Genomic DNA, 23,154 nt, shown 5'->3' with positions numbered 1-23,154 from the left:
TGCCCGCGGGTCGGTAGGATGGTAGCCGCGCCAAGGTGACATAGGCGCCTGCTTCCGCGCACGTGGAAGATCACGCCACGGGTGCGGGACCCGCCGTTTTCAGCCTAAGGATCCACCATGTCACAGCCGTCCCTGACCCTTCCTCCCACGGACCGGCAAGCTGTCCGCCGCCGGAGGCTCCTCGAACTGCTCGGCGCCGCGGCCATCGCCGCCACATTCGTCTTCCTGGTCCTCACCCAGCCTGCCGACATTGCGGGCGGGCTCGGCAGCGTTTCCTCGCTCGTCGCGCTCGGTGGCTTCCTCCTCGGCGCCCTGCTGCTGATCGTGGGCGTGCTCCCCACCCTGCCCACGTCCACCGTGGTGCTCATCCCCGTGGCCCTGGTCCTCAACATCGTGCTGGGACAGCTCATGGGCACCAGCGGACTGCCGTTCTACCTCGACTCCATCGGCACCGTGCTCATCGCCGTGCTGGCAGGACCTGCGGCCGGCGCCGCCACCGGCGCCCTGAGCAGCATCGTGTGGTCGTTCTTCAACCCGACGGTCCTGCCCTTCGCAGCCGGCGCCGCGCTGATCGGCTTCCTGGCCGGCGTGGCCGCGCGGTACGGGCTGTTCCGCCGGTTCTACCTGGCCCCGGTTGCCGGGTTCGTCACCGGCATCATCGCCGGCGTGGTGTCCGCACCGATTGCCGCGTTCGTCTTCGGCGGCACCTCAGGGGCTGGCACCGGCGCGATCGTCAGCGCCTTCCGGGCCATGGGCGACACCCTGCTGGCCGCCATCACCAAGCAGGCACTGATCTCCGATCCCATGGACAAGGCCATCGTCTTCGCGATCGCTGCCATGCTGGTCTACGCCCTGCCACGGCGCACCACGTTCCAGTTCCCGTTCGTCCGCCGCTTCCGCGTCCTGGCCGGCAGGGAGCCGGCCGCGCGGAATTCCTGACACCGGAACCGCCGGCCAGGTGTTCCCGCGCCTCAACCCGCTGACCACGCTGACGGCCGCCGTCGCCGTCCTTGTTATGACGACGGCGGCCGCCAGTTGGGCGGTATCCCTCACCGTGGCAGTCGGCGCAGTCCTGCTTTCCGCCGCCGGCGGCACGCTGCGGCGGGTCCTTGTGGCCTCAGCCGCCATTATTGTGCCGTTCTGGCTGTCGCTGCTGGTGATCCACGGGCTCTTCTTCCCGGAGGGGCGCACCGTCCTGGCCAGCTGGGGCCCCGCCCGGGTCACGGCTGAGGGGTTGTCCTTCGCCTTGGAGATGGGTCTCCGCACCGCCGCCTTCGTCCTGGTGCTGATGGTGTTTTCCTTCAGCGTCAGGGTCCCGGAACTGGTTGCCGCCCTGACTGCCCGCCGTGTCCCGCCGCAGGTTGGATATGTCCTGGCGTCCACGCTGCTGCTGGCCCCGCTGGTCGCCGCGCGGCTGGAGAAGGTCCGCCAGGCGCAGGAGTCGCGCGGGCTAGTGGTGGGCCGGGGGATTGGCAGCCGGGCTGCGGCCATCCGGCTGCAGATGGTCCCGCTGGTGCTGGGCCTGGTTCACGACGCCGGCATCAGGGCACAGGCCCTGGACGCCAGGGGGTTCAGGAGCGCCGGTCCCCGGACCAGCTACACGGAGGCCCGCGATTCAGCCGCGCAAGCGGCCTTCCGCCTTGTGGCCATCCTGCTTGCACTGGCGGCCGTGGGCTGGCGCATCGTGGAATCGCTTTCGGCTGGGTCACTCGCTGCATTGTCCCTTTCCGGGGGTGGCCCGGGATGATCGCGGACAGGACCGGTGCAACCACGCTGCTGGCCTCCGTTGCCTCATTTTCGTACCACGGCGATGCCGGCCCCGCGCTGCTGGGGGTGGAGATGGCCGCCGCGCCGGGCACGCTCACGGCGGTGCTTGGCGGATCCGGCAGCGGCAAATCCACCCTGGGACGGCTCCTTGGTGCCTGGGTCCTTGGCGGTCGGGACGGAACCCTGGCCGGGAGCCTGCAGCTGGACGTGGCCGGGGTTCCGGCCAGCAGCCGTCCGCTGGCCTTTACCGGAGCGACGGATGACCCGCGGATAGACCCCGGGGCGTGGGCACGGCACGTCGGCTACGTGCCGCAGGACGCAGCGTCCATGCTGTCGGCGGTTCGCGAGACCGTGGAGGAGGAGCTCGCCTTCAGCCTGGAAAACCGCGGAGTTCCGCGCGCCGAGATGGTGCGCACCGTCGCCGGCATCGCCCGCCGGACGGGACTCGGGGGACTCCTGCACCGGGACCCCGCAACCCTGTCCGGCGGCGAGCTGCGGCGCCTGGCTGTGGGCTGCGCCGTGGTGGACGGCCCTGGCGTCCTGGTCCTCGACGAGCCGCTCGAGTCCCTGGACCAGGCCGGGGTCCGGACGGTGATGGAACTGGTCCATGCCGAGCTGGCCCTGGGTACCGCCATTGTGGTGCTGAGCCAGTACGCCGACGCGCTGACCCGCGCCGCGGAGCGGTGGCTGGTACTGAAGGACGGGGAGGTGACGGCGGCGGGGCCGCCGGGACAGATCCTGCAGGGTCACGCGTTGGCCGAGTCCGGCGTCGTCATCACGTCCCCGGAACCGGACGCGGAGCCGGAACCGGAGCCGGCCGCGGAGTCCGGGCTCCCGATGCCTGCGCCGCCTGCGGCGCTGCCCCTTCCCGTGGTGGAGGCCCGTGCCGGGACGGCCGCGGCTTTGGAGCTGGCCAATGTCGCGTTCGGGTTCGGCAGACTGCCCGGCAGCGTGCCTTCGGAGGACAGCATGCTCCTGCAGGATGTAAACCTGCAGGTGATGCCCGGGGAAGTCCTTGCCGTGACCGGGCCCAACGGCGCCGGCAAGTCCACACTGCTCCGGCTCCTCAACGGACTGCACCGGCCGCTTCGCGGTGATGTCCGGGTGGCCGGCGAGTCCATTGCCGCGGTTCCCACGGGACTGGTGGCCCGAAGGTTGGGGCTCCTGTTCCAGCACTCCCATGACCAGCTGTTCGAGCGGACTGCGCTGCGGGAGGTGCTGTTCGGGCTGGACCGCCTTTTCGCTGTCGGGGCGCCGGAACGGGCACGGGCAGCCCTGGCCGCCGTCGGCCTTGAAGCCAGCGAAAACGCCCACCCCCATGAGCTGCCGGCCTCGGGCCAGCGGCTGCTCGCCCTCGCCACAGTCCTGGCGCGCGACCCGTCGGTGCTCGCGCTTGATGAACCCACCGTGGCCCTCGACGCCCATGGCCTGGAGCGGCTCACGGCCGCCGTCTCAGCGGCCGCCGGCCGCGGCGCCGCCGTCGTATTGGTCACGCACGACATCGGATTCGCGAAGGCCCACGCACACCGGCTGCTCAGGCTCGACGGCGGCCGGCTCCTGCCGCACTGAGCGCGAACGTGCAGTTGAGGCCCAATCAGCTGCCGGGGCTGCCCGGAACGCCTGTGCTGAGCGCGAACGTGCAGTTGAGGCCGCTGTTGCCGGGTCCAAGTGTCCGTTCGCGCTGGATCAGGAGCGGGATGCCACACCCGGCGGCAGGAACCGCCTGCCATTGACGCGCTCCGAGGCCCCCACCCTGTCGAGGTACGGGGTGATCCCGCCCAGGAACATCGGCCAGCCGGCACCCAGGATCATGCACAGGTCGATGTCCTGGGGCGCTGCCACCACGCCCTCTTCGAGCATCAGCCCGATCTCCTCGGCCAAGGCGTCCTGGGTCCGCCGCAGCACTTCTTCTGCGGTTGACGGTGTGCTGCCAAAGGACATCAGGGCCGCGGTGGCTGCGGGGATCTCCTGAGTGCCGTCCGCCGCGGCGGACCACAGGGACCTGACATTGTTGTCGACCAGTTTCTGAAGGTTTTGCGAGAGCGGGAACCGGTCGCCGAAGGCCTCATTCAAAGATTCCTGCACATGCTGGGCCACCGGCAGTCCCACCATGGCGAGGAGGGTGAACGGCGTCATGGGAAGACCCATGGGGCGGAGCGCGGCATCCGCAACCCTGGCGGGCGTGCCCTCGTCGAAGGCGGCAGTGACTTCGCCCATGAGCCGCAGCAGGATCCGGTTGACCACGAACGCTGGGGCGTCCTTGACCAGTACGGCCGTCTTTTTCAGGCCCCGGGCGAGTTCGAACGCCGAGGCGAGCACGGCGTCCTCGGTCTTCGGTGCCCGGACGATTTCCAGCAGCGGCATGACGGCTACGGGATTGAAGAAGTGGAAGCCCACCAGGCGCCCGGGGTGCTGCAGGTCCGCCGCCATGGCGGTCACGGACAGCGAGGACGTGTTGGTGGCGAGGATGCACTCCGGTGAGACGACCGCTTCAAGCTCGGCGAACACCTGCTTCTTGACGCTCAGTTCCTCGAACACCGCCTCGATGACGAAGTCGGCGTCCGCGAACGGCTCCTTGGAAACTGAGCCTGTTACGAGCGCCTTGGCTTTCGTGGCAACGTCGGTGGCCAACCGGCCCTTCGCCACCAGCTTGTCTACTTCGTTGTGGACATAGCCGACTCCCTTGTCCACCCGCTCCTGGTCGATGTCGGTCAGGACCACGGGAACCCCGAGCTGGCGCGCGAACAGCAGGGCAAGCTGGCTGGCCATCAGGCCGGCGCCCACCACGCCGATCTTCGTGATGGGCCGGGCGAGCTCGCGGCCGGGGGCGCCGGCGGGCCGCTTGGCCCGCTTCTGCACGAGATCGAGGAAGGCGTAGACGGTGGCGCGGAACTCGTCTGTCTGCATGAGGCCTGCCAGCGTTTCGCATTCGAGTGCGGCAGACTCGGCCTGGGTCAGGGTGCGGTTCGCTGCCATGATGTTCAGCACCTCGGCCGGTGCGGGGGAGGCATTGGACGTTTTCGTTTCGACGTAGGCACGGCCGGCAGCCACGGCGTCCGCCCACCGCGCGGCAACGGCCTGGTCGGCAGGATCGACGGCGGCGGGCCGTTCCGGTGCTGTGCTCGAGAGTGCGCCGCCAGCCACAACGCGCCCAGCCCAGGCGACGGACTGCTCAAGGAAATTCTCCGGTGCGAACAGCGCATCCGCGATGCCGAGTTTGAAGGCTTCCGGGCCGGACAGTGTCCGGTTGTTGTTCAGCGGGTTCTCGATCATCACCTTCACCGCATTCTCCGGCCCGATCAGCCGCGGCAGCAGGTACACGCCGCCCCATCCGGGCACCAGTCCCAGGAAGGCCTCGGGAAGTGCCAGCGCCCCGGCACCGGTGGACACCGTGCGGTAAGTGGACTGCAGGGCGATCTCCAAGCCGCCGCCAAGGGCCACGCCGTTGATGAAGGCGAAGCTGGGAACGCCCAGGTTGGCCAGTGTGGAGTAGACCTCGTGGCCGAGCTGCGCCATCCAGAGGCCGTGCTCCCGCTCCTGCAGGGAGGTGACCGCGGAGAGGTCAGCGCCGGCTACAAAGCAGCCCGGCTTGCCCGTCACGCCCACGGCCGCGATCTCGCCCGCGGCCGCCCGCTCGCGGAGGCCTTCGAGGACGGATCCCAGTTCCACAAGGGTGTTTGGGCCAAGCGTGGTCGGCTTGGAAGGTCCCAGACCGTTGTCCAGGGTGATCAGGGCAAGGATGCCCGGGCTGGGCTGGCCGTCGGCTGCCGGGAGGTCAATATCCTGGACGGAGGAATGAGTGACCATCTCATCAGGGAAGAGATCGGCAAGCTTGCGGAAATCTGCGGCGCTCATTCTGGGGCTCCTCATTGAGACGGGCATGCGGTCCGTACCGGGATGGCGGGACCGAACGGGACCGGACATCGGTGAACCCAACGTTACTCGCGAGTAACATTGGCTGCAAGCGGTGCCGTGCCTGCCTGAGGCGCCAGGCTTACGCGGAGGTTTCCTTTATCTCTCTGGCTTCCTTGGGCGGAAGCGGCTGGGGGTTGAGGAATGCCGAGGTGATCAGCGGCGCTACCAGCCCTACCTGCCACGGCCGGGCACCCAGCTCGCGCAGTTCGGCGGCGATCGCGGCTTCACTGACGTCCGCCGGTGGCCGCCACGCGACGCGGCGGAGGTAGTCGGGGGTCAGCAGGTTTTCGAGCGGCAGCTTGAGCCCGTCCGCCTTTTCCTGGAGCAGCGGCCTGGCGGTCTGGAGCCGCTCGGCCGCGGCAAGGTCACGGTCCGCCCAGACCCGCGGCGGCGGCGGGGCGTTCGTGGGCAGGTGGAGCGGGGGAAGGTCATCGAGCGTCCGGGCCGCTGCGATGCACCGCAGCCACCGCGGTGCCTCCCGCTGGGCTGCCCTGCCGTGGAACCCTTTGGTGCCGAGGAGCTGAGGTACGGTCGTGGGCATCGCCTTCGCGGCGGCGACGAGGGCAGAGTCGGGAATGAGCCGGCCGGGGGCGACGTCGCGCTTCTGGGCCAGGGCATCGCGTTCCAGCCACAGCTCCCGCACTGCAGCCAACTGGCGGCGGTCCCTGATCTGGTGGAGACCGGAGGTCTTGCGCCAAGGGTCCACTCTGGGCGCTGCGAGCCCTGCGGACAGGATTGCTGCGAACTCCTGCTCTGCGTATTCGAGTTTTCCGTCGGCTTCGAGCAGTTCGATGAGCTCCTCGCGCAGTTCCGTCAGAACCTCGACGTCGAGCGCTGCGTACCGGAGCCAGGGTTCGGGCAGGGGGCGGGTGGACCAGTCTGCCGCCGAGTGTTCCTTGGCGAGGCCGAAGCCGAGGAGCTGCTCGATCACGGCTGCGAGGCCGACGCGGGGAAGGCCTGCCAGCCGGGCCGCCAGCTCAGTGTCGAACAGTTTGTCCGGCCACATGCCCAGTTCCGACAGGCAGGGCAGGTCCTGGCTGGCGGCATGCAGGATCCATTCGACGCCGCGCAGGGCGTCGTTGATGATCCGCAGGTCCCCGAACGGTTCGGGGTCAATCAGCCAGGTTCCCGAACCTTCCCGGCGGATCTGGACGAGGAATGCGCGCTGCCCGTAGCGGAAGCCTGAGGCGCGCTCCGCGTCAACGCCGGCCGGGCCCGTGCCCGCGGCGATTGCGGCAGCGCAACGTTCCAGCCCGGCCTGGGTTTCAATGACCAGAGGCACGCCGTCGCGGGGGGAATCGAGATCGATGACAACGGGGACCCGGCTGTCAAAGCCTTCCACCGTTATGTGGGGTGTGGTTTCATCAGCCGGAGCGCCGGCTGTGGTGTTATCCGGATTTTGAGGGGTCATGATGACCCTAGTTTACCGGCAGCAGGCGCAAGGACGGTTCGGGGACGACACCGCGCCGCCGTCGGAACCGACGGCGGCGCGGTGTTCATGGCACTCCGCAAGGACGAAACTGTGACCAGGTAAACACAGCTCAGTCGAAGAGGCCCTCCCCGACGAAGCCGCCCTGACTGACGCCCGGCGGCACCGCGAAGAGGCCGGACCCTGTGTGCTTGAGGTACTCCAGGGCGAGGACGTCCTCCTTGGCCATGGTCATCTGCATCGGCACGTAGTGCGTCCGCGGGTCCTTGACGAAGGCAATGAAGAACAGCCCGGCGTCGAGGTGGCCCAGCCCGTCCGAACCATCGGTGTAGTTGTAGCCGCGGCGGAGCATCCGCACGCCGTCGTTCTGGTCCGCGTGGGCCAGCCGCACGTGCGCGTCCATGGCTATGAGCGGCTCGCCGTCGTTGCCCTTGACGGAGAAGTCGGGGGCGGTGAACTCCTTGCCGCCGGACAGCGGTGCGCCTTCTCCCTTGGTCCGGCCGATCAGGCCTTCCTGTTCGCGGAGCGAGGTGCGGTCCCAGATCTCGATGTGCATCCGGATGCGGCGCGACACCAGGTAGCTCCCGCCCTCCATCCAGGCTTCGCCCGCACGGGATCCGGCGCCGGCCCACACGTGCTCGTCGAGCAGGGCCGTGTCCTCGGCCTTGAGGTTGTTGGTCCCGTCCTTGAAGCCGAAGAGGTTGCGTGCGGTCTGCTGCGCGCGTGACGTCGACGATGTGCGGCCGAAGCCCAGCTGCGACCAGCGGACGCGGGCCTTGCCGAAGCCGATGCGGGCCAGGTTGCGGATGGCGTGCACCGCCACCTGGGGATCGTCGGCGCACGCCTGCACCACGATGTCGCCGCCGGTGCGGGCCGGCTCGAGCGCGTCGCCGGGGAAGTGCGGCAGATCGATCAGGGCATCGGGCCGCTTTCCGTCGAGGCCAAAGCGGGCCTTGCCGTCCTTTTCGAACAGGGAAGCACCAAAACCAAACGTGATGGTGAGTCGGCCCGCGTTGAGGTCGAGTGCCTCGCCGGTGTCCTCCGGCGGGGCGTCGTACGGGCCGTCGACGGCGCCGGTGGTCCCGGTGGTCCGGCCGGCGGTCATGGCCTCTGCGGCGGCGGTCCAGTCCTTGAGGAGTTCGATGAGCGCCGCGCGGTTGTCGGTGGTGACGTCGAACGCTGCCATGTGGAGGCGGTCCTGCGCAGCGGTGGTGATCCCCGCCTGCCGGTCTCCGAAAAAGGGGATGACGGAATCGTCGGCAGCCGGGGGTGCTGCGGCGGCCGCCAGGGCGTCGTGGCCAAGCAGGCCGGCGGCGATTCCCGCCACCGCTCCCGCGCCGCCCACGCCGGCCAGTCCCAGAAGTCCGCGCCGGGACAGCCGGCGGTTATCGCCGTCGGACGTCCCCGCCGGCGCTGCGGAAGCGCCGGAGTGCGTGCCGGCAGGCGCCTGCTGGTCGCCGCCGAAGGGGCAGCCGCTCACAGCACTACAGCCGCGGTGAGCTTGGACAGCGGCTCGCCGAGGGAATCGACCAGGGCGCTGAGCTGCTGGACCTCGTCCTTGCTCAGCTCGTTGTAGTAGGCAAAGCCGTCGCCCTTGGCGTGCTTTTTCAGTTCGGCCTGGAGGGCGCCGAACTTGGCGTCGAGGTCCGTGGCCAGTTCGGCGTCCTTCTGCTGCAGGGCGGGCTTGAGGTTCTCGAACGCAATCCGGGCGCCGTCCACATTGGCCTGGAAATCCCAGAGATCGGTGTGCGACCAGATTTCCTCCTCACCGGTGACCTTGCCGCGGGCCACTTCATCCAGGAGTTCCTTGGCGCCGTTGCCCAGCTTGTCCGCGCTGAGCTCTACGGTGCGGGTGCGGGTGCTGAGTTCCTCCGTGTCGGCCACCAGCTGCTTGGCGATTGCCGAGCGCTCAGCGGCGGTCAGCGCCTTGTATCCGGCTGGCGGGAAGAGGTCCTTCTCGGCCCGGTGCCAGCCGGTCCACTTCTGTCCCGGTTCAAGGTCCGCCTCACGGGCATCGAGCTTGGGATCGAGATCCCCGAAGGATTCGGCCACGGGTTCGATCCGTTCCCAGTGCATGCGGGTGGCGGCGTACAGGCTCCTGGCCTTGGCTGCGTCGCCGGCCGCGTAGGCTGCGGCGAATTCCTTGGTTCCGGCCACCAGCTGTTCGGTCTGGTCCTTGACGTAGGCCGTGTACTGGGTGACGCCGGTGTCCACGAGCTTCTGGAGGTCGGCGTCAACGGTGGCCTGCTGGCCCGAGTCCTTGACGGTGAAGTCCGCGCGGATGCCGTCACCCTTCATCCCCGGCTTGCAGGCGGTGATGTACTTGCCTGCCGGCGCGGTGAGTACCAGGTTGCGGGTGATTCCCGGGCCGATGTTCTCCACTTCGGCCACGATCCGCAGGCCGTCTTCGGCGAGCACGTAGAACTCGGTGACCTCGGTGCCGTCGTTCTTCACGGCGAAGGTCAGGTTTCCGCTCGGGGCCTCCGTGGCGGAGACCTTGCAGTCGGAAGCGGTGCTGGTCACCTGGATGGGTCCGTCGGTGGTGCCGGATGAGGTGGCGCTGGCGTTGTCGGTGCAGGATGCGAGCGCCAGCGGGAGGACTGCGGTGGCTGCCACGACGGCGAGGCGGGCACCGGCGGTCCGGCGGATTTTGGGCGAGGTCAAGCCTGGCATGGGGATTCCTTGGGGGTGTTGGGGGTGCGGGGTGTTGGGGATACAGCGGGTTTGTTGGGGTGCGGTGCCGGGGTGGTGGCCGGCGCGTCGGTCAGGAGGCGACAGCGGCACCTGCGGCAGGAGCTTCCGCCGGCCGGGGCGTCGGGCGGAAGTTGGCCCGCAGGTAGAAGAACATGACGGGGATTACGTAGAGGACCCAGGCGGCTGATTCCAGCCACGTCGTGGCGGGGGAGAAGTTCAGGGTCCCCTTCAGCAGGGTCCCGTACCAGGACGACGGCGGGACGGCGGTTGAGACGTCGAAGGCCAGGCTGTGCAGCCCCGGCAGGATGCCGGCCTCCTGCAGGTCGTGGACGCCGTAGGCGAGGACGCCGCCGGCGATGACCACCAGGGCCACGCCCGTCCAGGTGAAGAAGCGGGACAGGTTGACCTTCAGGACGCCGCGGTGCAGCAGATAGCCGAGCCCGGCTGCCACGGCAAGGCCCAGCAGGGCGCCGAACAGAGGGGTTCCGGATTCACCGCTCGCCTGGGCTGCGGCCCACAGGAACAGGGCCGTCTCCAAGCCTTCCCGCCCGACGGCCAGAGCCGCAACAAGCACCAGTCCCCAGGCGGCGCCGTCTGCCACGCCATCGACCCGGGAGCGCAGTTCGCTGCCGAGCGTGCGGGCGGTGCGCGCCATCCAGAAGACCATCCAGGTGACCAGTCCGACGGCGACGATGGACAGGCCGCCGCCGATGGCTTCCTGCGCTTCGAAGGTCAGTCCGCGCGGGCCGAAGGTCAGCAGGGCGCCGAATCCGACGGACACGGCAACAGCGATTCCCACGCCCGCCCACAACCGGGGGAGCAGCGCGCGGCGGCCGCTCTTGGTCAGGTAGGCCATCAGCAGGACGACGATGAGGGTCGCCTCGAGGCCCTCCCGGAGGCCGATGAGGAAGTTGGCTGTCATGTAAAGCACCTTCTGCCGGGGGAGCCCGTCTTAGGCTCACCTAAGCACGGGACTTTACACGGCCAAGGCGATTAGGCAAAAGAATCGTGCCGTAATTACCGGAGAAATTACTCCACCGGTTTGGGTAGGGCGATCCCTAGTTGCGGCGTCTGCGGGGGAGCGCGGAGACGCCGTCAGGCAGCGGCGGAAGACCGGCGAAGGTGCACACCATGTCCGACCATGCCTCGAGGTGGGCCTGAACGTCGGCGCTGGCCGGAGTCCACGAGGCGCGGAGTTCAATGTCGATGGAGGCGGGCCGGTCCGCCAGCGTTCCGAAGCTTTCGGACAGCACCCGGGTGGCTGTCCCGCCGGCCGCGCGGTAAGGGGCATTGTGGGTTTCGAGTGCCTCCACGAGCCATGTCCAGGCCACCGAGCCCAGCATCTCATCGTTGCCCATTTCGGCGTCGAGCTGGGCCCGGATGTAAGTGACGATCCGGAACTCGCCGTCCCACACGGCCGAGCCGTCGGGGTCATGCAGCAGGATGAAGCGCCCGGTGGCGAGCTCCTCGCCGTCGTCGGCGTCGTCCCCGGCGGCGGCTCCGGCGGCGGCCGACCGGGCCAGCGCCATCGCCGCCGGCCCGTGGACGGGCGACCGGTCCTTGCCGCCGCTGGGAACTATGACCTCGGCGCCGAGGGCGACGGCAAATGGCGCCAGCCGGGCGGGCGCCGGGATCTCGTCGAGGCGCAGTTCGCTGCGGCAGCGTGCTTTCCGGAGCGTCCCCAGCGCATACAGGAAATTCGCGGGAACCTGGGCAAGTGCGTTCACAATGGCAGGGTACGCATTGGAAGTCGCCGTATTCGGCAGGCTCGCCGCCTGCTCACGCAATCCTGCGCATGTTACTGCGCTGCCGCCGGTGAGGACCCGTGCCGGGCGAGTTCGGCCCTGATGGCCGCCACGAACGCATCGACGTCCTCCTCGCTCGTGTCGAAGGAGCACATCCAGCGGACCTCCCGGGTGGCCTCGTTCCAGTCGTAGAAGCGGAAGGACTCGCGGAGCCGGTCCGCCACCCCTTCAGGCAGGACCGCAAAGACGCCGTTGGATTCGGTTTTCTGCGTGGGTTCCACACCGTCGATGTCCTCCACCGCCGTCCGCAGCCTCGCCGCCATGGCGTTGGCGTGGGCGGCCGAACGAAGCCACAGGTCACCTTCGAGCAGGGCGATGAACTGCGCGGACATGAACCGCATCTTGGAGGCCAGCTGCATGTTCATCTTGCGCAGGAAAAGCAGCCCCTGGGCGGCGTCGGGGTTCAGGGCCACCACCACCTCGCCGAACAGCAGCCCGTTCTTGGTTCCGCCGAAGGACAGGATGTCCACGCCGGCGTCGCGGGTAAACGCCCGGAGGGGAACGCCCAGGTGCGCCGCCGCATTGGCCAGCCGCGCGCCGTCCATGTGCAGTTTCATGCCCTTGGCGTGCACGTGCGCGGCGATCGCCCTGACTTCATCCGCTGTGTAGCACGTGCCCAGTTCGGTGGTCTGGGTGATGGACACCGCCAGCGGCTGGGCGCGGTGCTCGTCGCCCCAGCCCCACGCTTCGCGGTCGATGAGTTCCGGCGTGAGTTTGCCGTCCGGGGTGTGCACCTGCAGCAGCTTCATGCCGCCCACGCGCTCCGGGGCGCCGTTCTCGTCCATGTTGATGTGTGCCGTCGACGCGCAGACCACCGCACCCCAGCGCGGGAGGAGGGACTGCAGGGACAGCACGTTGGCGCCCGTGCCGTTGAAGACCGGGAAGCACTCGATGCCCGGCCCGAAGTGCGCCTCCATCAGCTCCTGCAGGCGGGCCGTGTAGGCGTCTTCGCCGTAGGAAACCTGGTGCCCCTCATTGGCGGCGGCCAGCGCGGCCAGCACTTCGGGGTGCACCCCTGAGTAGTTGTCCGAGGCAAAGCCGCGCACCGACGCGTCGTGCAGCCTGGGCATGGTGCCGCTCCCGGCAGTTTCAACCGTTGTTGTCATCTCGTTGGTCACGCTTTCAGTCTAGGTAGTTGCGGCACTCTGTGTACGGGCAGCGCTGTCGGGCACAGGGGCCAGCAGCAGCCGCTGCCCGTTCAGCTCCGCGGCGGGCTGGCTGAAGAGCCCGACGGCGGCCGCGGCCAGCTGCTCCACGTCCGTGTACCCGGGGAACTTCCGTTCGGGTTGCTTGCTGCGCATGCCGGCGTCCACCAGCGCCTTCACGACGAAGACGACGGCGGCGCTGTGCTGGGCGCCGTCGGCTTGGCTGACGCGGCCGAGCCCCTCCGCCACGGCCATGGTCCACGCTTCCGCGGCGGCCTTGGCCGCAACGTAACTGGCGACGCCGGCGGCGGGACTGCCCACCGACGTCGAGGACACCATGGCAAGCCGTCCGCAGGGCGAGGCGGCGAGGTCGTCATAGAAGACGCGGGTCACGTTCCGGAGCGTCGTCACAGCGCTGCGCTCCAGGAAATCCCAGTCCTCATCGGTCTGGTCCGTGATGCCCTGCGCGCCGCGCCACCCGCCCACCAGGTGGATGACGCCGTCGATCCTTCCCGCAGTGCGCATGAGCCCTGCGTGCAGTTCGCGGACGGCGGCGAGGTCGCCGAGGTCGCACACAAGCGGTGTGGCGCCGCCTGCGGCTTCCGCAGCCGCCTCGATGCGCGCCTTGTCCGAACCCACGGTGAAGACGGCAAAACCGGCCCGAAGCAGGGCGCGGGCGGCCGCGACCCCCGAAGGTCCGCTGCCGCCATTGACCAGCACGCGCAGTGGGCTGCCGTCCGTCAGGCTGGAGTCGGTCACGCTGCCGTCAGTCATGCTGCGGCAGCCGCCGGGCCGTTCGCCGGCAGGGCAGGGTCCGTGGCGCCGGTAATGCCGGCGGTGGATTCGATGACTGGGCGCATCTTCTTTTCCAGGGCTTCGTAGAACATGGACAGCGGGAACTCGTCGTCCATGACCTGGTCGGTGAGGCCCCGCGGCGGCCCGTCGAGGGGGAGGGCGCCCGGCCCCTTGGCCCAAACGGAAGCCGGGTTCGGCGTGACGGTGCCTGAGATCAGCTCGTAGGCCGCCAGCCAGTGGGCAGTCTTGGGCCGGTCGATGGAGCGCCAGTAGAGTTCCTCGATCCGGGCACCCAGCTCCACCACGACGCCGGCGACGTGCTCCCAGTCGATGGTCAGCCGGCTGTCGGTCCAGTGGAGGACGCGGTGCTGGTGCAGCCACGCGAAGAGCAGCTGGCCGCCGAGCCCGTCGTAGTTGCGCACCCGGCTGCCGGTGATGGCGAACCGGAAGATGCGGTCGAAAATGACGGCGTACTGCACGAGCTTGGCGTGCCGGCGGGCCTCCGGATCCGCCGCCTCGTCCTTTTCGATTTTCACCGCTTCCCGGAAAGCCGTCAGATCGCAGCGCAGCTCCTCGAGGGAGTACAGGAAAAAGGGCATCCGCTGTTTGATCATGAAGGGATCGAACGGCAGGTCCCCCCGCATGTGCGTGCGGTCGTGGATCAGGTCCCACATGACGAAGGTCTTTTCGGTGAGCTCCTGGTCCTCGAGGAGTTCCGCGGCCCGGGCCGGCAGCTCAAGTGAGGTGATGTCGGCGGCTGCCCGCAGCACCCGGCGGAAGCGTGCCGCTTCCCGGTCGGCGAAAATGGCGCCCCAGGTGAACCTGGGTGTGGCGCGCACGCCCACGGTTTCGGGGAACAGTACGGCGGAGTTGGTGTCATACCCGGGGGTGAAGTCGATGAAGCGGATGGGCACGAACAGACGGTTTGAGTAGTCGCCCTGTTCCAGGCCTGCAATGAAGTCGGGCCAGAGGACGTCAATGAGGACGGCCTCCACGAGCCGGCTGGTGCTGCCGTTTTGCGTGTACATGGGGAATACCACGAGGTGCTGCAGGCCGTTCTCGCGGTCCGCCTGCGGCTGGAACGCCAGCAGGGAGTCCAGGAAATCCGGGACGCCGAACCCGCCCGCGGCCCAGCGGCCAAAGTCGCGGCACACCAGGTCCAGGTACAGGGCATCGTGCGGGAATGCCGGTGCCATCGCCTTGACGGCGCTGACAAGGGCTTCGACGTAACCGTGGGCAGCCGCATGGGCGGCCGGGTCGGGGACCGAACCGTCCTGTGCCTGCAGCTTCCGCAGGGCAACGGCTGCGGCCTTGACGCGCTGCCATGCCGGGTGTTCTGCGGAGATCCGGGCCGGTGCTGTGTTTACGGTTACGGTCATCCCTGGCCTCGCCTTTCGGGTTATCTGAGCTACTTAGGCGAGCGTAGCAAGCAGACAGGCTTACTAATCGATCAGAGGCCTGAGCATAAGAAACTGTAGTGCTTGAGGCTGTCGAAATAACCGGTAGGCGCAGCGCCGGGCAGCCTCAGGCTGAGGTGTCGTCGGCGGCGGGCACCAGCTTCAGTGAGACGGAGTTGATGCAGTAACGCTGGTCGGTCGGCGTTCCGTAGCCCTCACCCTCGAAGACGTGCCCCAGGTGGGAGTCGCAGTTGGCGCACCGCACCTCGATGCGGTCCATGCCCAGGGTGCGGTCGTGGATGTAGCGCACGCGCCCTTCGGCCAGCGGGGCCCAGAATGACGGCCAGCCGCAGTGCGAATCGAACTTCTCCTTGCTGGTGAACAGTTCGGTCCCGCATGCGCGGCAGTTGTAGACGCCGGCGGTGTGGGTGTCCCAGTACTCGCCGGTATACGGGCGTTCTGTGCCGGCCTGGCGCAGCACGTGGTATTCCTCCGGCGTCAGTTCCTGCCGCCAGTCTTCATCGGATCGGCCGGCGGCAGGGTTTGCGGCGGTAGTGGTGAGGTCGGACTTCTCAGGAGTGCTCATAGTCGGACCAACGCTCAGGAGTCCCCGATAAATCCCGAGCCGGCATACAGATGCAGTACAGGGAGCCCAAGCTTGTCTTGCGCCCTGTTGGCCCAATCGGTATGGAAGGTGTCCGACACTGCATGCGGTCTGGTGATGACGACTGCCTGGGCGGCCCCAAGCTCCTTGACCTTGGCCACGAGGCCGTTAACGGCGCCCCCGTCCACCACCTCGCCGGCAACGCCGCCGCCGAGTCCTTCCAGGGCGCTGACCGAGGTGGCCAGCGTGGCGTCCGCCGCTGCCCGTTCCTCCGCAGGGTCCGGCGCGTGGGCGGTCAGCTCGCGGAAAGCCTTGGCGATGTCCAGCATCGACAGGTTCTCAAGGAAATCCACCAGCAGATGCCGTTCCGTGTTGGCAGGCACCAGCACAACCAGGGGCGCGTCACCTCCGTCCACCAGGCGTTCGATGTTCACGCGGTCGTCCGCACCCAGCGGCTCTTCAGTCAGAATGACGATTGGATCGCTCATGGCATCAGCCTAGTCCCGCCCGCCAACGCCCGCATGTATTTGGCCCGCATGTATTTGACCCGCAAGTATGTGGCCTGCAGGCGTCAGGCCTGGAGGCATCTGGCCGCGAATGTGCCGGAAGGGGCCGGATCCGTCAAGATGGGTGGCATGGATTCCGCGCACGCTGCTTTGACAACCCCGTCTGCTACCAAGGGCAACGCGATGACCCTGAGGGCGAAGTGGACACTCGGGGGAATCATCGCCGGCGGCACCGCCGCAGCCCTGCTCGGTGCCGGGTCGTCCGCGCTCGCGCTCTACTTTGCCCGCCGCGTCCTCACCCCGGCCCGGGTGCGGCCGGCGGACCAGGAGATCCTGGCGGTCATCAGGGAGGGCAGGGACCTGCAGGTCATCCTCGCGGCCACGCCGGAGACGACACACAATGGCGTGTACAGCCTCTTCTTCGAGGCCGGTGCCGGGCACGCCCGGATCGGCAGGATCCTGTCCTATTCCCCGGCCGAACGCACCGTGCTGCGCGAAGTTGAGGCCGTCTACAGCGGCAACCTTGAAACCGCGGGGCGCGGCTGGTGGGGAGGCGCCACGTACCAGCATCCGTCCGACGTCGGGCTGGCGTCCGAGGATGTCGCTATTGAGGTTGAGGGCGGAACGGCGCCCGGCTGGCTGATCCCGGGTGACGCCGACGCCGGGACCTGGGCCATCATGGTCCACGGGCGCGGGGCCACCCGGCAGGAGTGCCTGCGCGGAGCGCGGGTGGTCCATGAACTGGGCCTGCCGAACCTCCTGGTCTCCTACCGCAACGACGGCCTGGCGCCGGCAGCATTCGACGGCCGGTACGGGCTGGGTTCGACGGAGTGGCGGGACATCGACGCTGCCATTTCCTTTGCCCTGTCCCGCGGCGCCCGGGAAGTTGTCCTCTTCGGCTGGTCGATGGGAGGCGCCATCTGCCTGCAGACCGCGGACCTGTCGGAGCACCGGCACGTCATCCGGGCCATGGTCCTGGACGCGCCCGTCATCGACTGGGTGAACGTGCTGGCCCACCACGCGGAGCTGAACCGGATCCCGTCGGCTGTTGGCCGGTACGGCCAGCTGATGATGGGCCACAAGGTGGGTCGCCGACTCACCGGACTCGCCGCGCCCGTGGACCTGAAATCAATGGACTGGGTGTCGCGGGCCGTCGAACTCCGGACGCCGACGCTCATCATCCACAGCGTGGACGATGAATATGTTCCCTACGAGCCCTCGGCCCTGCTCGCCGAAAAGAACCCGGAAATGGTCACATTCGAGCCTTTCGAGGGGGCACGGCATGCCAAGGAGTGGAACGCCGACCCGGTCCGCTGGGAAGGACTCGCCCGGGCATGGCTGCAGCAGCAACTGGCCCCACGCCGGAATCCGGGGCAGCCGGACCCCGGCCAGCCTGAGCCTGTTCAGCCCGCCTGAGGGCCGGTTCCGATTGCGGCTGTGACGGCCTTGGTGAGGCGAACGAGGTCTCGGGGATCCAGTTCGACATCCAGGCCGCGCCGGCCGCCGGACACCAGGATGGTGTCCAGGGTGAGGGCGCTTTCGTCGACGACCGTGGGGGAGGGCTGCCGCTGTCCCAGGGGCGAAATACCGCCCAGCACGTAGCCGGTGCGCCGTTCAGCCGCCGCGGGGTCCGCCATGGCGGCTTTCTTGCTGCCCAGCGCCGCAGCTATCGCTTTCAGGTCCAGGTTTCCGCTGACGGGAACGACGCCGACCGCCAGTTTGCCGTCGACCTCCACCATGAGCGTCTTGAAGACCCTCGCAGGGTCGATCCCCAGGACTTCGGCTGCCTCCATGCCGTAACTGGCCGCGGCCGGATCATGGCTGTACGGGTGCAGGTTAAAGGAAACGCCTGCCGCAGCCAGTACGGCTGTGGCAGGCGTTCCCTGCGACGTGTTTTTTCGCGCCATGCGGGGTCCGGCTCCTAGGCGTAGAGCCTGGCCGCGGCGGCCACCTTGCGCTTGATGCGCCCGAGCATCGCGGTCATGCCGCGCATGCGCAGCGGCGTGATGGCGCGGGTCAGGCCGAGCAGTTCCGGCATGTCATCCGGTACAGCCAGGATCTCCTCGGCGGTGAGGCCGTCCAGTCCTTCATGCAGCACTCCCGCGAAACCACGCGTGGTGGGGGCCTCCGGCGGCGCCTTGAAGAACAGCCGGACGGCGGGGGAACCGCCGTCGTTCTTTTCCGTCTCAATGGTGAGGAAGAGAGGCGACTGGCATTCCACCACCTGCTCCAGCAGCTCAGGGTGGTCGTTCAGGCGCTCCGGCAGATCCGGCAGGCCGCGGGAGAACTCCAGCAGGAGCTGCAGCCGCTCGGGCTCGCTCAGTGCCTGGAAGTCGTCGACAATCTCCGCCAGGGCGGTGGGAAGTGCTTGAGTACTCATCACTTCCAGCTTACGCAGGTTGTCGCCGTCCGCCGCTTTTTTACGCCTACTTACCTCGAGGCAAGTGCCGGCACCGCGCCGCGTTCCGCGCCCTTGGCGATCGGCACGCGCACTGCGTTGCCCCATTCCGTCCAAGAGCCGTCGTAGTTGCGGACGGTTTCGAAGCCGAGGAGGAACTTGAGTGCGAACCAGGTGTGGCTGGAGCGTTCGCCAATGCGGCAGTAAGCCACAACGTCGTCGCCCTCGGTGAGTCCGGCCTCGCCCAGGTACAGTGCCTCAAGCTCGGCGCGGCTGCGGTAGGTGCCGTCCTCTGCTGCTGCCCGTGCCCACGGGATCGACGCTGCGGTGGGAATGTGGCCGCCGCGCAGCGCGCCTTCCTCGGGGTAGGCAGGCATGTGGGTGCGCTGGCCCGTGTATTCCTCGGGGGAGCGGACGTCGATCAGCGGCTTGCCAAGGTGGGCAAGGACGTCTTCCTTGAAGGCGCGGATGGGGGTGTCGTTGCGCTCCACCACGGGGTAGTCCGCCACGGCCGGGGAGGGGATGTCGGTGGTCAGCGGACGGCCTTCGGCAATCCACTTGTCGCGGCCGCCGTCGAGCAGACGGACGTCCTCGTGGCCGAAGAGGCTGAAGACCCAGAGGGCGTAGGCAGCCCACCAGTTGGACTTGTCCCCGTAGATGACCACGGTGGTGTCGCGGGAAATGCCCTTCGCGGCGGCCAGGGCGGCGAATGCCTCACCCTCCACGTAGTCACGGGTCACTTCGTCGTTCAGGTCGGTGTGCCAGTCGATTTTGACCGCGCCGGGAATGTGGCCGGTTTCGTAGAGCAGGACGTCTTCATCGGACTCCACCACAACGAGCTTGCCGTCGTTAAGGGCGCCGGCGTCGATGGCCGCGGCCAGCCACTCGGTGGAAACAAGCCGCTCCGGGTGCGCGTAGGCGGCGAACTTTTCGTTCTGTTCAACGGGGTAGGACATGCGTATGGCCTTTCACTGAAACGGTCAGGTCAGACCGCCGGGGGACGGCGGGTCACTGGTCCAACACTAGCCACGGGCCGGGACGAATGCTTCTGTGTGTTAACAGGACGAAATGTGTGCTTGCTCACGGCATGGCGGGCAGCAAGGCGATGCCGGCAGGCCGGGCGGCCAATGCCGGTATTCTTGCTGGGGACAAATCACCAGCAGAATGGACCACCTTGGTACAGATCGAAAAGCTCGCCACCCGGACGCCGGCGGTGTCGGTGGATGAGCTCCTCAAAGGTTTCTACCCATCGCCCAGGTTCGGGCAGGTGTCATTTGCAAGCTACCGGCCAGACCCGAAGCAGCCAAGCCAGGCGGCGGCAGTGAACGCGCTGCAGGCTTTTGCCGGAGGAGTCGGCGCCGGGGACGGCGGGGGACTGTTCAAGAAGCTCTTTGGCAAGAAGGACGCGACCCGCGCCGGCATTTACCTCGACGGCGGATTCGGCGTGGGAAAGACCCACTTGCTGGCATCGCTCTGGCACGCTGCCCCCGGCCCAAAGGCCTTCGGCACCTTCGTGGAATACACCAACCTGGTGGGTGCCCTGTCCTTCCGGAAAACCGTCGACGCGTTGAGTTCCTACAAGCTCGTGTGCATTGACGAGTTTGAACTCGACGATCCAGGCGACACGGTCCTGATGTCCCGCCTGATGCGGGAACTGGCCGACGCCGGCGTGAAGCTCGCGGCCACATCCAATACTCTGCCCGGATCCCTGGGCGACGGCCGGTTTGCCGCCGTGGATTTCCAGCGTGAAATCCAGGTCCTGGCGGACCAGTTCGACGTCATCAGGGTTGACGGCGAAGACTTCCGCCACCGCGGCCTCCCGGCTGCGCCTGCACCACTGCGGAACAGCGAACTCCATGCCCACATGAAGGCGGAGTTCGACGGCAAGACCGTTGCCGAGGATGACTTCAGTACCCTCATCTCACACCTCGCGGGTGTCCATCCCAGCCGCTACCGCAAGCTGCTTGACGGCGTGGACGGCGTCGTCTGGCGGGACGTGGAAACCATCACCGAGCAGGCGGTGGCGCTGAGGTTTGTGGTGCTGGCCGACCGCCTTTACGACAAGGACGTTCCGATCCTTGCCAGCGGCGTTCCGTTCGACAAGCTGTTCACCGAGGAAATGATGAACGGCGGCTACATGAAGAAGTACTTCAGGGCGGTCTCCCGGCTTACAGCGCTGGCACGCGAAGGCCAGAACCACGAGCCGTCGTAGGCACCGGCTCGTGTAGGCACAGGCTTTTTGCAGACATGGGCGTTGCAGACACACGGGAATTCTTTCGGGAAAACGAAAGGTGCCGGCGCCGCCTCTCGGCGGGACCGGCACCTTTTTTGACGTTTAGGGGCGAAGCCCGGCAAATCCTGGCTACGGAGCCTTCTCAGCCGGCGGCACGTTGTCCGCCGGTCCCTGGGTAGGCCTCTCATTGGCTTTGTCAACGAGAGTGGAAGCGCCTGTCTGGACCTTATCCACCTGGCTGGTGTATTTGCCGCCCGTCTTGGAGTCGACAAAATCACCTGCTTTGGTGATGCCGTCCTTGATGGCCTGCTCGTTGCCGCGGATCAGACCCTGAGCCTTGCCCTTTAGATCGTCAAGTAAACCCACGAGCACCTCCCTTCAATCGCGGAGCCAGTTCGCTCCTCCGCATTCGATCCTAGCCCCGAAGCCGGCGCCTGCCAAGGAGTTCTTGACAAACTTTGTCAAACTGTATGAGCGCAAGAAAAAAGCAGCTCCGGGGAGCTGCTTTGTTTCGTGGGCGATACTGGGATCGAACCAGTGACCTCTTCCGTGTCAGGGAAGCGCGCTACCGCTGCGCCAATCGCCCGGAGCCGGCAGAACCGGCGGTATCCTGGGTTCGGATCCCTAAGGATCAAGAGAGCGGACGACGAGATTCGAACTCGCGACATCCACCTTGGCAAGGTGGTGCTCTACCAGCTGAGCTACGTCCGCAATTTTGACGTCCAGCCGCGTGGCCGAACGTTCAACTACAAGCAAGTTTCCTTGCTCTGGTGGGCGATACTGGGATCGAACCAGTGACCTCTTCCGTGTCAGGGAAGCGCGCTACCGCTGCGCCAATCGCCCATCGCATCCGGTATCACCGGAAACCATGGCTTTCACCGAGGTGGGTACGGGATTCGAACCCGTGTATACGGCTTTGCAGGCCGCTGCCTCGCCTCTCGGCCAACCCACCGTGTAGGCCTTGATTCCGGGGAACCAGTGCCGTGACAGTGTCCTGCGAGCGGACGACGAGATTCGAACTCGCGACATCCACCTTGGCAAGGTGGTGCTCTACCAGCTGAGCTACGTCCGCATTTCGGAGCTGCGATTCCTTGCCGTATTCGGCAGTTCGTCGCGTTCCAACGAGTAAGAACTCTATAGGAGGTTCCGGGAAACTCCAAATCGAGTGCCGGCGGTGTGGCTCGGGAAGCCGTACTTCCTTGAATTCTAGGGAAATTTTCGAATTACAGGGGTGTAGTTCCGGGGGCCTGGAGTGACGGGCCCCGTGCTGCGTTACGGCCTTGGGCGTTGCTGGAGCACCTTGCTCCGCTGACCTTCTCCATGGGTCAAGGCGCCGATTTCCGTTAACCCGCGATTGTCCGCTAGCATTCAAATGCATCGGGGCGATTGGCGCAGTGGTAGCGCGCTTCGTTCACACCGAAGAGGTCACTGGTTCGAACCCAGTATCGCCCACCGATGGAAAGTCCGTTCAGCCCAGGAGATAGAACTGGGAGGGGCGGGCTTTTCTGTTTCCGCATCAATGTCTGACCCCCGTGAAAGAGTCTCACCATGACCGCTCCACTCCTCGCCCACGCCACGGAATATGGCCGTATGTACGCCCGCTCCACCACGGAGCAGTTCACGGTTCCCTCCATCACCACCGTCATTGGGCAGCAGGCCCATGGACTGGACGGCTGGTTCGGCTACATGGGCGCCAGCAGCCTGGCCAAGGATCCGTCGCTGCCGGAGATCCTTGGCAGCCCAGCGCGGGTGCGGCAGGCGGTGAATCGCGCGGCGAAGGCGGCTGAAACATACCGGGACGAGGCTGCGCAGCGCGGGGACCGGGTGCACTACTACTGCGAGCAGGTGGCCCTGCGTGCCCTCGGCCGGCCGCACCAGATGAAGGAAGCCCGTGAAGCGCTGGCCTCCAACGGAGAGGAAGCCTTCGCCGCCCGCTTCGATGAATGGTGGGAGCTGTTCCGGGTGGAGCCGATCGCCCCGGAGATCACCGTGTGGAACACGGCGGTGGGTTACGCGGGAACACTGGACCTCGTTGCGAAGATCAACGGACGCACCTGCCTCATTGACTACAAGACCAAGGGGACCACCCGCGACGGCCAGGTCAAGCCCCTGGACGACAAAGTGGTCATGCAGCTTGTTGCCGGCATGAAGGCGGAGGAAAGCCTGGTGGATCCCGTGGCCGGCGAGTGGGAGCCGTGGCAGCACGGCGATACCCCGGTGCTGCTCGCCGTGGCGATCGGTGAAACCGAGGTCCGGCCTGTCCGCGCTAATCCTGAAGTCCTGAAGCACCACTGGTGGAAGTTCTGTGCCCTGCGCCGGGTGTGGGAAATGTCCGCGGACACTGTCAGCGCCGGACCCGCGCTGCTGCCGTTGGCGCCGCCGGTGTTCTCCTGACCCTTCCCGCGCCCGGGCTGGCCGGGCCCGACCCCGCCGTCAGCTCCGCCGGGCAGGCCGCAGCAACTAAAC

At 67.4% G+C, this 23,154-nt stretch carries 21 protein-coding genes and 6 tRNA genes; 7 read left to right on the top strand and 20 right to left on the bottom strand.

Going from position 1 to position 23,154, the window contains the following annotated elements; translation table 11 throughout:
- Nucleotides 1-117: 117 nt before the first annotated feature.
- The 3 genes from ARGLB_RS09505 to ARGLB_RS24290 are packed head-to-tail and all read left to right on the top strand — an operon-like array spanning nucleotide 118 to nucleotide 3,336.
- Nucleotides 118-939, top strand: a complete 822-nt coding sequence (locus ARGLB_RS09505) for a hypothetical protein (protein ID WP_003801589.1) — start codon at nucleotides 118-120, stop codon at nucleotides 937-939.
- A gap of 19 nt (nucleotides 940-958) precedes the next feature.
- Nucleotides 959-1,747 carry an energy-coupling factor transporter transmembrane component T family protein gene (locus tag ARGLB_RS09500; protein ID WP_003801588.1) on the top strand — a complete coding sequence of 263 codons (789 nt, stop codon included), beginning with the start codon at nucleotides 959-961 and terminating at the stop codon, nucleotides 1,745-1,747.
- Entirely contained in the window at nucleotides 1,744-3,336 is a 1,593-nt protein-coding gene (locus ARGLB_RS24290; RefSeq protein ID WP_003801586.1) for an ABC transporter ATP-binding protein, read from the top strand. The genes ARGLB_RS09500 and ARGLB_RS24290 overlap by 4 nt, the downstream gene beginning before the upstream one ends.
- Nucleotides 3,337-3,453: 117 nt before the next feature.
- Here ARGLB_RS24290 and ARGLB_RS09490 read toward each other — a convergent pair whose 3' ends face one another.
- The 11 genes from ARGLB_RS09490 to ARGLB_RS09440 form a co-directional block, all read right to left on the bottom strand.
- A complete protein-coding gene (locus ARGLB_RS09490; protein ID WP_003801584.1) occupies nucleotides 3,454-5,622 on the bottom strand; it encodes a 3-hydroxyacyl-CoA dehydrogenase NAD-binding domain-containing protein in 2,169 nt (722 codons plus the stop codon).
- A 139-nt stretch (nucleotides 5,623-5,761) separates the two neighbouring features.
- Nucleotides 5,762-7,093 carry an HRDC domain-containing protein gene (locus ARGLB_RS09485; protein ID WP_003801582.1) on the bottom strand — a complete coding sequence of 444 codons (1,332 nt, stop codon included), beginning with the start codon at nucleotides 7,091-7,093 and terminating at the stop codon, nucleotides 5,762-5,764.
- 130 nt (nucleotides 7,094-7,223) lie between these two features.
- Nucleotides 7,224-8,591, bottom strand: a complete 1,368-nt coding sequence (gene efeB / locus ARGLB_RS09480; protein WP_003801580.1) for an iron uptake transporter deferrochelatase/peroxidase subunit — start codon at nucleotides 8,589-8,591, stop codon at nucleotides 7,224-7,226.
- A complete protein-coding gene (efeO, locus tag ARGLB_RS09475; protein WP_003801578.1) occupies nucleotides 8,588-9,784 on the bottom strand; it encodes an iron uptake system protein EfeO in 1,197 nt (398 codons plus the stop codon). Before efeO ends, efeB begins: the two co-directional genes overlap by 4 nt.
- A 91-nt stretch (nucleotides 9,785-9,875) precedes the next feature.
- Nucleotides 9,876-10,727 (bottom strand): iron uptake transporter permease EfeU, encoded by an 852-nt coding sequence (gene efeU, locus ARGLB_RS09470; RefSeq protein WP_003801576.1) that lies wholly within the window; start codon nucleotides 10,725-10,727, stop codon nucleotides 9,876-9,878.
- Nucleotides 10,728-10,863: 136 nt separating this feature from the next.
- Nucleotides 10,864-11,535 carry a DUF3000 domain-containing protein gene (locus ARGLB_RS09465; protein WP_043418649.1) on the bottom strand — a complete coding sequence of 224 codons (672 nt, stop codon included), beginning with the start codon at nucleotides 11,533-11,535 and terminating at the stop codon, nucleotides 10,864-10,866.
- A gap of 68 nt (nucleotides 11,536-11,603) precedes the next feature.
- Entirely contained in the window at nucleotides 11,604-12,716 is a 1,113-nt protein-coding gene (locus ARGLB_RS09460) for a threonine aldolase family protein (protein WP_043418647.1), read from the bottom strand.
- 21 nt (nucleotides 12,717-12,737) lie between these two features.
- Nucleotides 12,738-13,529 (bottom strand): SDR family NAD(P)-dependent oxidoreductase, encoded by a 792-nt coding sequence (locus ARGLB_RS09455; protein ID WP_003801568.1) that lies wholly within the window; start codon nucleotides 13,527-13,529, stop codon nucleotides 12,738-12,740.
- The gene (locus tag ARGLB_RS09450) at nucleotides 13,526-14,929 is read right to left on the bottom strand and encodes a DUF6421 family protein (protein ID WP_003801566.1); all 1,404 of its coding nucleotides are present in this window, start codon (nucleotides 14,927-14,929) and stop codon (nucleotides 13,526-13,528) included. The genes ARGLB_RS09455 and ARGLB_RS09450 overlap by 4 nt, the downstream gene beginning before the upstream one ends.
- Before the next feature lie 145 nt (nucleotides 14,930-15,074).
- Nucleotides 15,075-15,533, bottom strand: coding sequence for a peptide-methionine (R)-S-oxide reductase MsrB (gene msrB / locus ARGLB_RS09445; protein WP_003801565.1), 459 nt, complete (start codon nucleotides 15,531-15,533; stop codon nucleotides 15,075-15,077).
- Between the two features lie 14 nt (nucleotides 15,534-15,547).
- The gene (locus ARGLB_RS09440) at nucleotides 15,548-16,039 is read right to left on the bottom strand and encodes a hypothetical protein (RefSeq protein WP_003801562.1); all 492 of its coding nucleotides are present in this window, start codon (nucleotides 16,037-16,039) and stop codon (nucleotides 15,548-15,550) included.
- A 147-nt stretch (nucleotides 16,040-16,186) separates the two neighbouring features.
- Here ARGLB_RS09440 and ARGLB_RS09435 point away from each other — a divergent pair, with 147 nt between their 5' ends.
- Nucleotides 16,187-17,473 (top strand): alpha/beta hydrolase, encoded by a 1,287-nt coding sequence (locus ARGLB_RS09435; protein ID WP_003801560.1) that lies wholly within the window; start codon nucleotides 16,187-16,189, stop codon nucleotides 17,471-17,473.
- Here the strand turns inward: ARGLB_RS09435 and ybaK are convergent.
- Genes ybaK through ARGLB_RS09420 form a run of 3 tightly spaced genes read right to left on the bottom strand, consistent with a single transcriptional unit; the run spans nucleotide 17,461 to nucleotide 19,411 of the window.
- Nucleotides 17,461-17,964: a Cys-tRNA(Pro) deacylase gene (gene ybaK / locus ARGLB_RS09430; RefSeq protein WP_003801558.1), complete on the bottom strand. Its 504-nt coding sequence runs from the start codon at nucleotides 17,962-17,964 to the stop codon at nucleotides 17,461-17,463. The genes ARGLB_RS09435 and ybaK overlap by 13 nt on opposite strands.
- A 14-nt stretch (nucleotides 17,965-17,978) precedes the next feature.
- Nucleotides 17,979-18,437, bottom strand: a complete 459-nt coding sequence (locus ARGLB_RS09425; RefSeq protein ID WP_003801556.1) for a SufE family protein — start codon at nucleotides 18,435-18,437, stop codon at nucleotides 17,979-17,981.
- A gap of 50 nt (nucleotides 18,438-18,487) precedes the next feature.
- Complete coding sequence (locus ARGLB_RS09420) at nucleotides 18,488-19,411, bottom strand: sulfurtransferase (protein WP_003801554.1); 924 nt, start codon at nucleotides 19,409-19,411, stop codon at nucleotides 18,488-18,490.
- A gap of 218 nt (nucleotides 19,412-19,629) precedes the next feature.
- Between ARGLB_RS09420 and zapE the strand changes: the two genes are divergently transcribed.
- Entirely contained in the window at nucleotides 19,630-20,667 is a 1,038-nt protein-coding gene (zapE, locus tag ARGLB_RS09415) for a cell division protein ZapE (RefSeq protein ID WP_003801552.1), read from the top strand.
- Between the two features lie 150 nt (nucleotides 20,668-20,817).
- Here the strand turns inward: zapE and ARGLB_RS09410 are convergent, their stop codons facing one another.
- The 6 genes from ARGLB_RS09410 to ARGLB_RS09385 all read right to left on the bottom strand — a co-directional run bounded on the left by ARGLB_RS09410 (nucleotide 20,818) and on the right by ARGLB_RS09385 (nucleotide 21,760).
- Entirely contained in the window at nucleotides 20,818-21,054 is a 237-nt protein-coding gene (locus tag ARGLB_RS09410) for an antitoxin (protein ID WP_003801548.1), read from the bottom strand.
- 148 nt (nucleotides 21,055-21,202) lie between these two features.
- A tRNA-Val gene (locus ARGLB_RS09405) sits at nucleotides 21,203-21,274 on the bottom strand.
- Between the two features lie 52 nt (nucleotides 21,275-21,326).
- A tRNA-Gly gene (locus tag ARGLB_RS09400) sits at nucleotides 21,327-21,399 on the bottom strand.
- Between the two features lie 57 nt (nucleotides 21,400-21,456).
- A tRNA-Val gene (locus tag ARGLB_RS09395) sits at nucleotides 21,457-21,531 on the bottom strand.
- A gap of 38 nt (nucleotides 21,532-21,569) precedes the next feature.
- Nucleotides 21,570-21,640 (bottom strand) — tRNA-Cys (locus tag ARGLB_RS09390).
- Between the two features lie 47 nt (nucleotides 21,641-21,687).
- Nucleotides 21,688-21,760 (bottom strand) — tRNA-Gly (locus ARGLB_RS09385).
- A gap of 308 nt (nucleotides 21,761-22,068) precedes the next feature.
- Between ARGLB_RS09385 and ARGLB_RS09380 the strand changes: the two genes are divergently transcribed.
- Both ARGLB_RS09380 and ARGLB_RS09375 read left to right on the top strand, forming a co-directional pair.
- Nucleotides 22,069-22,140: transfer RNA gene (locus ARGLB_RS09380), tRNA-Val, on the top strand.
- 96 nt (nucleotides 22,141-22,236) lie between these two features.
- Complete coding sequence (locus ARGLB_RS09375; protein WP_003801547.1) at nucleotides 22,237-23,082, top strand: hypothetical protein; 846 nt, start codon at nucleotides 22,237-22,239, stop codon at nucleotides 23,080-23,082.
- Nucleotides 23,083-23,154: the final 72 nt, after the last annotated feature.

This window comes from Arthrobacter globiformis NBRC 12137 (assembly GCF_000238915.1).
GTDB classification, from domain to species: Bacteria; Actinomycetota; Actinomycetes; order Actinomycetales; family Micrococcaceae; genus Arthrobacter; species Arthrobacter globiformis.
The sequence above is the reverse complement of the archived record's forward strand: the minus strand, read 5'-3'. Positions and strand labels throughout refer to the sequence as shown.

Bases quoted from the DNA above. Each gene is read 5' to 3' on its own strand.
- efeU (WP_003801576.1), bottom strand. From the start codon at position 10,727: ATGACAGCCAACTTCCTCATCGGCCTCCGGGAGGGCCTCGAGGCGACC.
- ARGLB_RS09420 (WP_003801554.1), bottom strand. From the start codon at position 19,411: ATGTCCTACCCCGTTGAACAGAACGAAAAGTTCGCCGCCTACGCGCAC.
- msrB (WP_003801565.1), bottom strand. From the start codon at position 15,533: ATGAGCACTCCTGAGAAGTCCGACCTCACCACTACCGCCGCAAACCCT.
- ARGLB_RS09485 (WP_003801582.1), bottom strand. From the start codon at position 7,093: ATGACCCCTCAAAATCCGGATAACACCACAGCCGGCGCTCCGGCTGAT.
- efeO (WP_003801578.1), bottom strand. From the start codon at position 9,784: ATGCCAGGCTTGACCTCGCCCAAAATCCGCCGGACCGCCGGTGCCCGC.
- ARGLB_RS09490 (WP_003801584.1), bottom strand. From the start codon at position 5,622: ATGAGCGCCGCAGATTTCCGCAAGCTTGCCGATCTCTTCCCTGATGAG.
- ARGLB_RS09450 (WP_003801566.1), bottom strand. From the start codon at position 14,929: ATGACCGTAACCGTAAACACAGCACCGGCCCGGATCTCCGCAGAACAC.
- ARGLB_RS09455 (WP_003801568.1), bottom strand. From the start codon at position 13,529: ATGACTGACGGCAGCGTGACCGACTCCAGCCTGACGGACGGCAGCCCA.
- ARGLB_RS24290 (WP_003801586.1), top strand. From the start codon at position 1,744: ATGATCGCGGACAGGACCGGTGCAACCACGCTGCTGGCCTCCGTTGCC.
- ARGLB_RS09435 (WP_003801560.1), top strand. From the start codon at position 16,187: ATGGATTCCGCGCACGCTGCTTTGACAACCCCGTCTGCTACCAAGGGC.
- ybaK (WP_003801558.1), bottom strand. From the start codon at position 17,964: ATGGCGCGAAAAAACACGTCGCAGGGAACGCCTGCCACAGCCGTACTG.
- ARGLB_RS09460 (WP_043418647.1), bottom strand. From the start codon at position 12,716: ATGACAACAACGGTTGAAACTGCCGGGAGCGGCACCATGCCCAGGCTG.
- ARGLB_RS09505 (WP_003801589.1), top strand. From the start codon at position 118: ATGTCACAGCCGTCCCTGACCCTTCCTCCCACGGACCGGCAAGCTGTC.
- ARGLB_RS09375 (WP_003801547.1), top strand. From the start codon at position 22,237: ATGACCGCTCCACTCCTCGCCCACGCCACGGAATATGGCCGTATGTAC.
- ARGLB_RS09440 (WP_003801562.1), bottom strand. From the start codon at position 16,039: ATGAGCGATCCAATCGTCATTCTGACTGAAGAGCCGCTGGGTGCGGAC.
- ARGLB_RS09425 (WP_003801556.1), bottom strand. From the start codon at position 18,437: ATGAGTACTCAAGCACTTCCCACCGCCCTGGCGGAGATTGTCGACGAC.